A 13,394-nucleotide genomic window follows, 5' to 3' on the forward strand; every position below is an offset into this window, starting at 1 on the left:
TATTTTTTTGTCATTAAAGTTCATGTCTCGAAGATCTTGTAGGTAAAGCTTCGTCATCTTGCTCAGGAAGTTCATTACTGATAGGGCTGCTTTCTTCGTCTTCATTAACTTTACGATCACTCATAACAAAATGAGTTAGAGGTTCTTCAATCGATAGGCGGTCTTTTATATCCGATTGTACGATGAAGCTAACGACTTTTGCTTTCTGATTTATTTCAGTTAGTGCCTCAGTATACAATCCATCTTGAGTTTGTATTTGTTCGGCTAAAAATCCAGCTTCTAAATTAAAACTAGGTTGCGCATGTTCTAAACGAGCTTGTACAATTTCGCCAGATAAAGTATAAATTTGTTTGTTGCGTTGCTCTTTATTCAATTCTATTAAGCCAAAACCCGCTTTATCAAAAAAACGACTGATGTCTTGCCTGTTTTGAAGTGGATACTGTCTCGCTAATTCTTTGCCAGCCCAATACAAAATTTCATGTGTATCTGTCCCTAGTAAATTAGGTATCAGCACATCTCTAATCAACTCATATCCAAATAAAGAAGTTGTTTCATTAAAGTTTTCTAAGTCTACTTGTTGCTCATTCTTATTTCTACTCACTAGCTCATTCACCTCTTTTGTCATTCACAATTTATTATAACGTGATTTGAAACAGAAACCTACCTTTTTACAATAAATTGCCATCCATTCATTTCAAATCAATAGAAATAGAGTTATTTAAACAATTATCTCAGTTAATTTCCCTAATCCCTTGAATTTAAGTGTGAAAAAAGAGAAAATAAGAAGGGTAGACAAATGAAACTAAATTGAGGTTGTTAAAAATGAAAAAGCAAGCGATAGGTTTTATAGATTCTGGAGTTGGTGGTTTAACTGTAGTGAAGGAAGCGATGCGTCAATTACCAAATGAATCTATTTATTATGTAGGAGACACAGCACGCTGTCCTTATGGTCCAAGACCTGAAGAACAAGTGAGACAGTTTACTTGGGAAATGACCCATTTTTTATTGAATAAGGATATTAAAATGCTCGTAATTGCTTGTAATACGGCAACTGCAGTGGCTTTAGAAGATTTGAAAAAGAAATTAGCAATACCGATTATTGGCGTTATTTTGCCCGGAAGTCGGGCCGCAATCAAAGCAACAAAAAATAATCACATTGGGGTTATTGGAACGGAAGGTACCGTAAAAAGCGAAAAATATAAAAAAATGATCCAATCAAAAGATACTTTAGCATCAGTAAGTAGTTTAGCATGCCCGAAATTTGTTCCTATAGTTGAAAGTAATGAGTACGGTAGTGCAATTGCAAAGAAGATCGTTGCTGAAACTTTGAAACCATTTAAGAACAAAAATATTGATACTTTAATTTTAGGCTGTACCCACTATCCTTTGTTGCGCCCGATTATTCAAAATGTGATGGGGGATTCAGTGACATTGATTGACTCAGGAGCAGAAACAATCAGTGAAGTAAGTACCATTCTAGATTATTTCAATCTTGCTGAGTTGAGCAAAAATAAAGAAGTTTCAGAACGGAAATTTTTCACCACTGGATCTACTCATATGTTTAATGATATTGCATCTCAGTGGTTAGGAAATGAATCATTAGATATTGAACATATAAAGCTAGGAACAGATAAATTTTAACTAAGTGTTAAAAGCTAGAATAAAAAAAGTGAGGTTCAAGTATGCGTGCAGATGGTAGAAAAAATGATGAAAATCGATTGGTGACAATAGAAACCAATTATTTGAAACACCCTGAAGGATCGGTATTGGTTTCTTTTGGTGATACGAAAGTAATTTGTAATGCAACAATAGAAACAAAAGTTCCACGGTTTTTAAAAGGAATGGGAAGCGGTTGGGTACATGCCGAGTATAGCATGTTGCCTAGAGCAACGAATACGCGAAATATTCGTGAAGCAGCTAAAGGAAAACTAAGTGGCAGAACAATGGAGATTCAACGCTTAATTGCCCGTTCTTTACGCTCATGTATTGATTTAGAAGCCTTGGGAGAACGTTCGATTACCGTAGACTGTGATGTAATCCAAGCAGATGGCGGAACGCGTACTGCAAGTATTACAGGAGCTTTTGTAGCTTTAAAATTAGCTATTCAAACATTATTAGATAGCGGTGAATTAGCTTTAAGTCCAATAAAGGAAAATGTAGCGGCTATAAGCGTCGGGATTTTAGAGGATGGACAAGCAGTTTTAGATTTGAATTACCTAGAAGACAGTGCAGCTAATGTAGATATGAATTTAGTGATGACTTCTGGTGGTCAGTTTGTAGAAATTCAAGGAACCGGTGAAGAAGCGACTTTTTCTTCTGAACAACTAGCGGTGCTATTGGAATTTGGAAAAAAAGGCATCAAAGAATTAATACAAGTGCAAGATAATGCTTTTAATCAAGCACTTTCTTTAAAAAAAGATGTAATGAGTTATCCAGTGATCCCTAAAGATGAGATTTTGATAGCGACAAATAATGCTGGAAAAGCAAAAGAGTTTGAAGCTTTGTTTGCTAAAAAGGGATTTAAAGTAAAAACGTTGCGTGATTTCCCAGAGATCCCAGAAGTTGAAGAAACGGGAGTAACATTTGAAGAAAATGCGCGTTTAAAAGCAGAAACAATAGCTCGTAGACTTAATATGTTAGTGTTAGCCGACGATTCAGGTTTAAAAGTTGATGCGCTAGATGGTGCACCAGGTGTCTTTTCTGCTCGCTATGCTGGAGAATTCAAAAGTGATGCCGCGAATAATGCTAAGTTAATGCATGAACTAACAGGCGTATCTAAAGAAGAGCGTACAGCGCAATTTCATTGTACTCTTGCGTTGGCGTTACCAGGAAAAGACAGTTTAGTTGTTGAAGGTGAAGTCGAGGGAATCATATTGACCATACCTAAAGGCGATAATGGTTTTGGCTATGATCCGCTATTTTTTGTTGAAAGCAAAGGGAAAACAATGGCTGAATTGACTCAAGAGGATAAAAATACGTTGAGTCATCGCGCAGTAGCTTTAGAAAAATTAGATAAAGTATGGGATAAATGGATTACGGATTAGCCTAGGACTTCATAACGGGGGGGAAAGCATGAGAGTATTAGTTGTAAGCGATAGTCACGGAGATCGGGAAATTTTAGTTGAATTAGTTGAACGTTATAAGGATGAAGTGGACCAACTCTTTCATTGCGGCGATTCTGAATTGGAAGCATCAGATTCAATTTGGGATTCAATGATGACCGTTAAAGGTAATATGGATTTCACTAATGAGTATGCTTTAACACAAGTCGCGGATGTGCAAAATGAACGCATATTTATAGCTCATGGGCATCGTTTGGATGTTAATTACACTATGCAAGAATTAGTTTATGCAGCTAAAGAAGTTGATGCGACTTTAGCTTTTTATGGACATACTCACATAGCTAAAATCGAAAAAATAGATAATATAGTGGTAGTAAATCCAGGCAGCATTTCAGAACCAAGAGGTCGTTATTCAGTTCCAACCTACGCAATTGTGGAGAGCAATGAGCACCAAATTGGGGTTACTTATTATAATCGAACACATAGAGCTATTGAGGATTTAAGCGGTCATTTTTCTAAAAATAGATAAATGAAGTGCTCTTAAAAAGAAGGTATAAATTTTTATTTAGTTCCAGTTTTTTTGCTATTCTTTTGCCACTTTTTAACGTAAAATAGTACTTGGATTTAGTTATCTCAAGGAAGGAAATGAAGATAATGATAGGGAAAGAAATTGGAGAAATGTTACTGGAAAACAAAGAGAATTTTTTGATTCCAGCGGATAGAGTTGCGCATGTCCAAATGAACAATCGGTTAAACCATGCGTTATTAGTGCTTACAAAAATTGGTTATTCCGTAATTCCAGTGTTAGATCATGATTATAAAATTAAAGGACTCATTTCTATGCCGATGATCGTTGAAGCCATTACAGGATTAGAAGACATTGACTTTGATAAATTAGGCGAAATATTGGTATCTGACGTGATGACTACTGATTTTGCTGTCATAGATGATCCCTATGATTTGGAAGAAGTTTTACATTTATTAGTTGATAATGCATTTATATGTGTGGCAAGTGATGATGGAAGCTTTGTAGGCATCATTACTAGAAGTGAAATTTTAAAAGGCACAAATCGCATTGCACATGAGTTTGAAAATAAATATGATGTGACTCGAAAAGCGGAACGTTCGCATTAAAGAGTTACAAATTAGTCAGGAATGATGAAATGGATGCTAACGAAATCATTGAATTTATATCAAAAAGTGAAAAGAAAACACCTGTAAAAGTTTATTTAAAGGGTAACTTAAGCAAATTGAATTTTCCAACTTCAATTCAAAATTTCACAACGGATGAAGTGGGAACTATCTTTGGTGAATGGAATGTGATCGAACCTTTTTTAGAAGAAAATAAAGAATGGATTGAAGATAAAGTAATTGAAAATGATCGTCGTAATTCGGCTATACCTTTAGTAGATATGAAGCAATTTAATGCTCGAATTGAACCAGGGGCCTTTATACGCGATCAAGTCGAAATAGGCGATTCAGCTGTTATCATGATGGGTGCTGTTATCAATATTGGAGCTATTATCGGTGAGGGAACAATGATTGATATGGGTGCTGTATTAGGCGGACGAGCAACTGTTGGTAAAAATTGTCATATTGGTGCAGGTACCGTGCTAGCAGGTGTTGTTGAACCAGCTAGTGCTCAACCGGTTATTGTAGAAGATAATGTATTAATTGGCGCGAATGCTGTCGTACTAGAAGGTATTCGAATCGGAAAAGGTGCCGTTGTTGCAGCAGGAGCTATTGTCATCCAAGATGTTGCACCTTACACCGTTGTAGCAGGGACACCAGCTAAAAAAATCAAAGACATTGATGAAAAAACAAAAAGTAAAACAGGACTAATTGAGGCTTTACGCGATTTATAGAAATAAAATTAAAAGAGCGTGAAACAGAAAAGAGCAATCCGTTTCTGTTTCAGCGCTTTTTTTAGAAGAGGGTAGAGAAGATGACACAAGAAAATCCTTTTATCCAAATGCGAAGAGAATTGCATTTGATTCCTGAAATTGGTTTAGAAGAATATAAAACGCACGCTTATTTGTTGGCTAAGATTAAAGAGTTGCCACAAGAAAATTTAGAAATAAAAACATGGGAAACCGCTATTGTTGTTCGAGTAAAAGGCAGTATAGGTGAAAAAACGATTGGATGGAGAACCGATATAGATGGTTTGCCAGTTACAGAAGATACAGGTTTGTCTTTTAAATCTACTCACGAAGGAAGAATGCACGCCTGTGGTCATGATATGCATATGTCCATTGCTTTAGGATTATTGACGTATTTTAGTTCTCATCAAACGGTAGATCATTTAGTTTTTATTTTTCAACCTGCTGAAGAGAATGTGAGTGGAGCAAAAATTATTTACGATAGTGGTTTTTTAGATGACTACATGCCAGATGAAATTTATGCATTACATGTAAAACCTGATTTGCCAGTGGGGACTTTAGGAACCAAAGTTGGAACATTATTTGCTGGGACATGTGCAATCGATGTAGAATTTCGCGGTGTAAGCGGACATGCTGCCTATCCACATGAATCTAATGACATGATAGTCGCTGCAAGCCAATTCATCAACCAAATTCAAACAATCATCAGCCGAAGTGTTAACCCAATGGAGGGTGCAGTGATTACGCTAGGAACGATGCATGCTGGAACAGCCGGAAATATTATCAGCGGGTATGCTAGTCTTTCTGGGACTATCCGCACGTTAACTTCTGAGATGAGTGAGCTAACACAACAAAGAGTAAAAGATATTGTTAAAGGAATTGAGTTGTCTTACAACTGTAAAATTTATTTGGATTTAGACCAAGCTGGGTATTACCCTGTCGTCAACAGTGAGGTAGAAACGCTATCTTTTATTGATTATATGACTAAAAAGCAAGGCGTCAATTACAAAGAAATGGGAACAGAAATGACCGGAGAAGATTTTGGTTATTATTTAGACAAAATTCCTGGAACAATGTTTTGGTTAGGTGTCGACAGTCCTTTTGGGTTGCATCATCCTCAAATGACACCACAAGAAGAAGCGATTCCTTTTGCAATTGAACATGTAGGAGATTTCTTAGAAAAGAAAGCCAATAGACAATTATAAATAAAAAAACTTCTCTTTAAAACCATTTGGTTTTAAAGAGAAGTTTTTTATTTAAAGACTAAGTATAGCAAACTGATTAAAAGGAACAGAGAAGCACTGACAATGACTGTGATACTTGCGCTATAAGTAGCAAGTAAGCCCCCAATAATAGGACCAAGCATAGTTCCAATACCTTGAAAAGATGAAATAATACCCCAACTAACATTCTGGTCTTCTTTGGTAATTTTAGTAGCAACATAAGTATTCCAAGCCGGTAAAAAAAGGGTGTATGCAATCGACATGGAGGCGACTAAAAGATAGACAGTCAGAATAGACGGATTAAATGTAGTGGAGATCAGCGTAATTCCAAAAAGCATAAATCCTCCAATAAAAAGAGGACGTGGTTTGAAATAATCAACTAACCGACCAAGTGGCTGCATAAGAATTACAGCTGTTAAACCAGCGATAAACAATAAACGAGTATAGTGATTATAAGAAAAATGAAGGTCTTGCAAAACAAAGGTTGGTAAAATTGGAATCAACATTCCAATTGAAATACTCTGCATTAAGGTTCCAGGTAAAATTAGGCGACTTTTTTTTAAAATGGAGAATGTCTTTTTTAAGATAGTTGTTCTATTTTGTGTATCAGATTGTTGATCAGGATGACTGCCGGATAAACAAAAACTGATGTAAGCTCCTATTATAAAGAGCGGCAACAGCCAATAGGAGACAACTAAGTTAATATTCATTAAGTAATTCATGACTATAACGCCACTTGCCATGCCTAGTATCCAGCAAAAGTAAATTAACCCCATATTTTTCCCTCTGGAACCTGAACTAGCTTTAGCTAGAAGTAAGATCCAAAGGGGACAAGCACCAAACCCTAATAAAATCGAAGCGAAAACAATAGCGATAGCATTAAACTGAAATAAAGGAACAATGATAAAAGAAATAAAAATCAATAAAAATGATAAGGAGATGACTTTTTGGATACCAAAGCGATTCATCAAAAAGCCTATTTGAAAATTTGAAAAAGCTTCACTTATATAATGTAAACTAATAGCTAAACCAACCAAAGCTAGAGTGAATTGAGTTCCTACTGCAGCCTGAACGGGTAAATAACTAAGAATAAAGGCAGCACGAACGTACTCAACAAGTATTAAGGAGAGAAGCAAAAATAAAAAATTTCTATCAATTTTTAATCTCTTTAGAATCATGAAAAGGCTCCTTGTAAAGAGTAGGTTTGTCAATCAGTGTTAAGACTTTATCAACAATAAGTGCAGAGGCATGCGGATGGAAATGATTTTCCATTTGTTTTGTTAAACTTTTTGATAAAAGGGGCTGTTTTAGTAAAGTTAAAACAGCTGGAGCAATTTCATCCTCTGATTTTGTGACAATAGCCATTCCTTCTCTTTCGAAAAAGCGCGCATTATCTTTTTCTTGTCCAGGAACAGCAGGCGTTAGAATTAAAGGAATACGAATTGCCAAAGCTTCTGAAAGAGAAATTCCGCCAGCTTTCGTAACCATGATATCCGATTGGTTCATTAAACTAGCCATATTTGAAACATACCCAAGGATCGTTATATTGACATCATTTTCATAGTCTTGCATAAGTTTATTGAAGAGTAGCTTATTAGAACCGCAAACAACCGTTATATGCAAGTCTTCTTTAGACTTTAACTCGTCAATAATTTGACCCAAATCTTTTAGCACACCATGTGCGCCAGCCGAAATTAATAATTTTTTTATTTGGTTTTTACTGTTTTTCTCAGGAAGAGAAAGTTTATCATAAGCGTAAAATTCTTCTTTGATAGGTATACCAGATATGGTGATTTTATTTTCATTTATTCCAGTAGCGGTTAATTCGTCTTTTAAGCTATTACAAGCGACAAAAAAATAATCGATGCTATCTGAAATCCACCGTGTATGCAAACAAAAATCAGTTAACACATTTATAAATGGCGTCTCTGGTTTAGAACGTTGCTTGTAAATAGGCAAAGCCTGCATTGGAAAAGTATTGATAACTAAATCAAATTCATTTTCTTTCATTAACTGACTGATTCGCATGTAACCATACTTATCGATCATTCGATCAATTCTAAAGTCCGTTAGCCTATAATCCGATTTGTAATAAAGAAAGCCGTAAATATTTTGTCCTTTAGAAAAACTTTTGATATACAATTTTCTAGTAACATTTGTCAAAATTGGATGAGCTTCATAAAATAAATCAGATGTAACGATATCCGTGATGCCGCGTTTATTTAATTCCGCTATTAATGATCGCGTTACTTCTAAGTGGCCGTTTCCGTAACTTCCTGTTAAAATTAATATTTTTGGCGCTACTGACATTAATAGTTGCCTCCTTTATTTAAGCTGAAAAAATTGCTACTGCATAACTTTAAGTGGGTTAGTGGGTATTTCAATGCCTTCTTTTGCTAACGCAGTGACATAGGCTTGAGAAAAAGCATTTTTTATCTCAAATTCATGTCCATGTAAAGCAAATAGCACAATTCGTATCCCATAATAACCATTTCCAAGATCAATCAAACCTAAATTATTAGGAGGTTCAGTAATATCAGGGTATTGAGGAACGAGGGCATCATTAACATTTGTGATAACCGAATTGACTTTTTCTAAATCAGCATCAGGTAAAAGGCGAATATCGATTTGAGCACGCATATCTTCACGGGATTTATTGCTCACAATCGTAATATAACGATTTGGTACAAAGTTAAGCGTTCCGTCAAAACTTTTTATTTTAGTCGTTTTTAAATTCACATCGACAACAACACCTGAAACGGTATCTAACTCCACGACATCACCAACATCAATTTGCTTTTCAAATAGAAGAAAAAACCCATTTACTATATCGCTGACAAAACCTTGTGCTCCAAGAGACAGCGCTAAACCAATCACACCAGCCCCAGCAAGTAGTGTACCAACGGGAATACCAATTGCTGAAAGAATCGCATAGAATAAGAAAAAGCCAACAAAGGATTGAAATAAATTTTTCGACAAATTATATAGTGTATTCAATCGGTTTGTAGAAATATCTTTTTTCTTACGGTAATTTTCAAATGTCCGTTCAATAAAATAATTTCCAATTACTTTTATAATGTAAAAGAAAATCGTGAAAAATATGATTTGGATGGCACTAGCTGTTACTGTAGCAATAATATTGTGCCAATCAATTGAATTCCAAAATTCCGAAAAAATATTAGTTTGTTCTGTTAAAGTATCAACGACATCGACTGCAATTGAACTATCTAATTGATTACTGCTGTCCATAAACTAAATACTCCTTTAAATATATATTTCTATTTAACTGTTCTTTAACATAGTAACAAATATTCAAACAAAATTATAGTCGCAGCTGTATTAAGAAAAACCTAAATTTTTTAACTAAAGTGCATAAATAAGAATAAATTAGATTTTGCTAAAATAACAGGGTTAATAAAAAAAGAAACTGTGAAAGTATTCGGTTTCATATTATTTGATGTAAAAAAAAAATAATGGTATTCTATACGTGTAGAACATATTTTATATTTAGGTTGAAGAATTTGGTGATAAACAAGTAAATAGTTAATTAAGTTTGTTTGGTCAACCGAATTTATTTACCTTAAAAATTAGAAAATAGAAGGAAGTGAGGGGTTCATATGACAGGTGGAGAAATTGCAGCACTGATAGCTGCTATAGCATTTGCGGCATTAGTTGTGTTTTTAATCATTGTATTAATGAAAGTCTCTAAGGTAATTGGAGAAGTCCAAACAACGGTTAATGAAGCTAATAAAAGTATTAGTGTTTTAACAAAAGATGCGGATAGTCTTCTGATTGAAGTAGAAGGGTTATTAAATAAATCCAACACGACATTAGATGATGTAAATGGAAAATTAGGTAAAACTGATCCATTGTTCAGGGCTATTGGCGATCTAGGAGCTACTGTTTCAAGTTTAAATGATTCGACTCGTAACTTAACGACACATGTTGCTGGAGCGACTAAGAGAACAGCTCAAACAGGTGTAGTAACTAAAGTCGGTAAAACGGCATTAAATATGAATAAAAAACGTAAAAATAAAAAAGAAGTATAAATTAAACAACCATTAACCATTAAGAAATTAAAACATTCATAGTGAATTGAGAAAAGGGGAGAACTATATATGGCAAACAAAGGTGGATTTCTTTTAGGAGCAATCGTAGGAGCTGCAGCAGCAGGAATTACGGCTCTATTATACGCACCAAAATCTGGTAAAGAATTACGTGAAGAGTTAAATCAACAAACAACTAATGCTAAAGGATCTGCTAAAGAATACGCTGATATTGCTAAAGAAAAAGGCAGAGAAATGAAAAATGTTGCTAAAGATGCATCAGAAGACATCAAAATTAGCCTGAAAGAATCAGCTTCTCAAATGAAAGAGCAGTTGACTCGTGCATCAAAAGATGTAGGTGAAGGTTTAACTGATCTTAAAGAATCAGCAACTGAAGTAGCAAAAGATGCAAAATCAACAGTTACAGATGTAGCTCAAGAAGCAAAATCAACAGCTACTGAAACTGTAGAAGAAGTTAAAACGACAGCCAAAGATACATCTGAAGAAGTGAAATCAAAAGCAAAAGATGGCAAAGAAGAAGTTGACGAAGTTTCTACTAGCCTAAAATATGATGGTACTTCTTTAAAAGAAGAAGTTGAAAGAAACACAATGGACTTTGCTTATGATCAAGAACAAGCTAAAGAAGGTCCTGATTACTCAACAGCAAATGTTAACACAGAACAAACTAAAGAGAACGGAAACGCAAACGAACATAAATCTACAAATACAAATGCAGGAATTTAATTTTACAGAAAAAAGCAATGGGCTTCATAGTCCATTGCTTTTTTTTCTGTAGTTGAATAAACAGATATTAAATTTTTGAAATTGTCTATTTAAATTGAAGTGTATACGTTTGGCGTATGAGTGAAAACTTTGCAACCATCCTTCGTGACAACTACACAATCTTCTATACGAACACCAGCGACTCCTGGCAAATAGATTCCCGGTTCTATTGAGAAACACATGCCCTCTTGTATAACGAAACCACTATCTTGCATTATAGAAGGGAACTCATGGACTGAACTTCCTAAACCATGGCCTAAACGATGAGTGAAATAGGGTCCATAACCTGCTTTAGTGATAACGTCACGAGCAAGTCTATCTAATTCACCAGCAGTTATGCCAGGTTTAACTGCTGACAATGCAGCATGATAAGCTTCTAATACAATAGCATAAATTTCTTTAGCCTGTTTTGAAGGTTCTCCAAAAGCGATAGTGCGAGTAGCATCACTAGTATATCCATTATAAATAACACCTAAATCAAATAAAACAAACTCATTTGATTGAACCTGTCTTTTACCTGGAGTACCATGTGGGCTGGCTGCGTTGTCACCAGTTAAGACCATCGTTTCAAAACTCATTTCTTTGATTCCTTCTTTTTTTAAATGGTATTCAATTTCTGCTACAATTTCTTCTTCAGATATGCCTTCTTTTATTGCATTAAAGCCAATTTCAAAAGCTCTATCAGCCCATTTGCCGGCCTCCATCATTTTATCAATTTCTTCAGGAGTTTTAATCAGCTTCATAGACTGTATTTTAGGTGTAATATCTAAAAAAGAACCAGCTGAGAAATAGGATTGAAGTTTTTCAAATCGACCAACCGTTAAAAAATCTTTTTCAATTGCAATACTGTTAAGATCGCTCTTGCGAGACTTGAGGTGATGAGCAATAAGAGACCAAGGATCTTCATTGTCTAGATAACCATAAACAGCATGCGGCCATTCACTTTTTAGAGCATCGCCTTTTTCAAGTTCAGGTGTGAAAAGGAAAGGTTCCTCTGTTGCAAAAACAGCCAAAGCTAAAATACGCTCATGGGGATCACTTTCATAACCGCTTAAATAAGCAATAGTATTGGGTTCATTAATAAAAGCCATATCTAATTCTTCTTTGACTAACCATTCTTGTAATTTATCAAGTTGTTTGTTCACAATAATTGTCCTACCTTTCTAATAATACGTGAACTAATTGTATCACTAATGAAAATGGTTTTCTCAAAGAAAACTAAAAAAGGATATAAAATTTTAAAATGAAAGAAATTATGAAATTTTCATGAAAACGGAAATGAAACGCTTGCATTGAGAGCGTAAATTTGATAAATTGGTACTATACAAAAAGTAAACGAATCTAACTACTTGAAGGAGCTTAATTATGGAAAAACAAACCATTACTATTTATGATGTTGCAAGAGAAGCAAATGTTTCTATGGCAACTGTTTCACGTGTTGTAAACGGCAACCCCAATGTAAAACCAACTACTCGAAAAAAGGTATTAGAAGTTATTGACCGTCTAGACTACCGTCCAAATGCTGTTGCTCGTGGATTGGCTAGCAAAAAATCAACAACAGTTGGTGTTATTATTCCCGATGTAACAAATTTATATTTTTCATCTTTGGCTAGAGGAATCGATGATATTGCATCAATGTATAAATACAATATTATTTTAGCTAATTCTGATCAAAATGATTTAAAAGAAATTCAAGTATTAAACACACTTTTAGCAAAACAAGTAGATGGAATTATTTATATGGGTCATAAAATTTCAGATGAATTAAGAGCAGAATTTTCTCGCTCAAAAACACCAGTTGTTTTGGCAGGAACAGTTGATCCGGATGAACAAATGGGAAGTGTCAATATTGATTATGAAGCTGCAACAGAACAAACGATAGCACAATTGATTGCTAATGGACATGAGCGTATTGCATTTGTTTCTGGATCAATTACTCAAGAACCTATAAATGGTATTTACCGCTTAAAAGGATACAAAACAGCTTTAGAAAATGCAGGTATTGCGTATGATGAAAGCTTGATTGTTGAAACAGATTATACATTTGCAGCTGGAGAAGAAGCTTATACTAAGTTAGCTGAAGCAGGAGCAACTGCCGCATTTGCTGGTGACGATGAAATTGCTGTTGGAATTATGAATGGTGCTTTAGATCATTCAGTTAAAATACCAGAAGAATTCGAAGTAGTTACTGCAAATAATTCTAAATTATCTGAAATGGTAAGACCAAAATTAAGTACTATTACTCAACCATTATATGATATTGGTGCTGTATCTATGCGTTTGTTAACTAAATTGATGAATAAAGAAGACGTAGATGAAAAAACAATTATTTTGCCTCATAATATTGCAAATAGAGGAACAACTAAACAAAACTAAAAAAAATAAGGCATTGAAAAATCA

At 34.7% G+C, this 13,394-nt stretch carries 14 protein-coding genes; 9 read left to right on the forward strand and 5 right to left on the reverse strand.

The features are described 5' to 3' along the window. Positions 1–13: 13 nt before the first annotated feature. Positions 14–601, reverse strand: a complete 588-nt coding sequence (locus BP18_RS02570; protein WP_231549423.1) for a YslB family protein — start codon at positions 599–601, stop codon at positions 14–16. A gap of 221 nt (positions 602–822) precedes the next feature. Between BP18_RS02570 and racE the strand changes: the two genes are divergently transcribed. The 6 genes from racE (at position 823) to BP18_RS02600 (ending at position 6,147) form a co-directional block, all read left to right on the forward strand. Next, positions 823–1,641, forward strand: a complete 819-nt coding sequence (gene racE, locus BP18_RS02575) for a glutamate racemase (protein WP_007725433.1) — start codon at positions 823–825, stop codon at positions 1,639–1,641. Positions 1,642–1,682: 41 nt separating this feature from the next. Continuing rightward, positions 1,683–3,044 carry a ribonuclease PH gene (gene rph, locus BP18_RS02580; protein WP_029278429.1) on the forward strand — a complete coding sequence of 454 codons (1,362 nt, stop codon included), beginning with the start codon at positions 1,683–1,685 and terminating at the stop codon, positions 3,042–3,044. Between the two features lie 28 nt (positions 3,045–3,072). Next, complete coding sequence (locus tag BP18_RS02585; RefSeq protein WP_029278427.1) at positions 3,073–3,591, forward strand: metallophosphoesterase; 519 nt, start codon at positions 3,073–3,075, stop codon at positions 3,589–3,591. 125 nt (positions 3,592–3,716) lie between these two features. Next, positions 3,717–4,196, forward strand: coding sequence for a cyclic-di-AMP-binding protein CbpB (cbpB, locus tag BP18_RS02590; RefSeq protein WP_029278425.1), 480 nt, complete (start codon positions 3,717–3,719; stop codon positions 4,194–4,196). A gap of 29 nt (positions 4,197–4,225) precedes the next feature. After that, a complete protein-coding gene (gene dapD, locus BP18_RS02595; protein WP_007725755.1) occupies positions 4,226–4,927 on the forward strand; it encodes a 2,3,4,5-tetrahydropyridine-2,6-dicarboxylate N-acetyltransferase in 702 nt (233 codons plus the stop codon). An 80-nt stretch (positions 4,928–5,007) separates the two neighbouring features. Next, complete coding sequence (locus BP18_RS02600) at positions 5,008–6,147, forward strand: N-acetyldiaminopimelate deacetylase (RefSeq protein WP_029278423.1); 1,140 nt, start codon at positions 5,008–5,010, stop codon at positions 6,145–6,147. Positions 6,148–6,194: 47 nt separating this feature from the next. Here BP18_RS02600 and BP18_RS02605 read toward each other — a convergent pair whose 3' ends face one another. From BP18_RS02605 to BP18_RS02615, 3 genes are read right to left on the reverse strand one after another with little or no spacing between them, the layout of a single operon-like run. Continuing rightward, positions 6,195–7,343, reverse strand: a complete 1,149-nt coding sequence (locus tag BP18_RS02605) for an MFS transporter (protein ID WP_007725752.1) — start codon at positions 7,341–7,343, stop codon at positions 6,195–6,197. Then, positions 7,318–8,475 carry an MGDG synthase family glycosyltransferase gene (locus tag BP18_RS02610; RefSeq protein WP_007725750.1) on the reverse strand — a complete coding sequence of 386 codons (1,158 nt, stop codon included), beginning with the start codon at positions 8,473–8,475 and terminating at the stop codon, positions 7,318–7,320. Before BP18_RS02610 ends, BP18_RS02605 begins: the two co-directional genes overlap by 26 nt. Positions 8,476–8,511: 36 nt before the next feature. After that, positions 8,512–9,414, reverse strand: coding sequence for a mechanosensitive ion channel family protein (locus BP18_RS02615; protein ID WP_007725748.1), 903 nt, complete (start codon positions 9,412–9,414; stop codon positions 8,512–8,514). 368 nt (positions 9,415–9,782) lie between these two features. Between BP18_RS02615 and BP18_RS02620 the strand changes: the two genes are divergently transcribed. Together BP18_RS02620 and BP18_RS02625 are read left to right on the forward strand one after the other, a co-directional pair. After that, positions 9,783–10,214, forward strand: a complete 432-nt coding sequence (locus tag BP18_RS02620) for a DUF948 domain-containing protein (RefSeq protein WP_007725747.1) — start codon at positions 9,783–9,785, stop codon at positions 10,212–10,214. A gap of 69 nt (positions 10,215–10,283) precedes the next feature. Continuing rightward, the gene (locus tag BP18_RS02625) at positions 10,284–10,955 is read left to right on the forward strand and encodes a YtxH domain-containing protein (RefSeq protein WP_007725746.1); all 672 of its coding nucleotides are present in this window, start codon (positions 10,284–10,286) and stop codon (positions 10,953–10,955) included. 89 nt (positions 10,956–11,044) lie between these two features. Here the strand turns inward: BP18_RS02625 and BP18_RS02630 are convergent, their stop codons facing one another. Next, the gene (locus tag BP18_RS02630) at positions 11,045–12,139 is read right to left on the reverse strand and encodes a M24 family metallopeptidase (protein ID WP_007725745.1); all 1,095 of its coding nucleotides are present in this window, start codon (positions 12,137–12,139) and stop codon (positions 11,045–11,047) included. Positions 12,140–12,359: 220 nt separating this feature from the next. Between BP18_RS02630 and ccpA the strand changes: the two genes are divergently transcribed. Continuing rightward, positions 12,360–13,370 carry a catabolite control protein A gene (gene ccpA, locus BP18_RS02635; protein WP_007725744.1) on the forward strand — a complete coding sequence of 337 codons (1,011 nt, stop codon included), beginning with the start codon at positions 12,360–12,362 and terminating at the stop codon, positions 13,368–13,370. Positions 13,371–13,394: the final 24 nt, after the last annotated feature.

The sequence above is a fragment of the Carnobacterium jeotgali MS3 genome (genome assembly GCF_000745125.1).
In the GTDB taxonomy this organism is placed as follows: domain Bacteria; phylum Bacillota; class Bacilli; order Lactobacillales; family Carnobacteriaceae; genus Carnobacterium_B; species Carnobacterium_B jeotgali.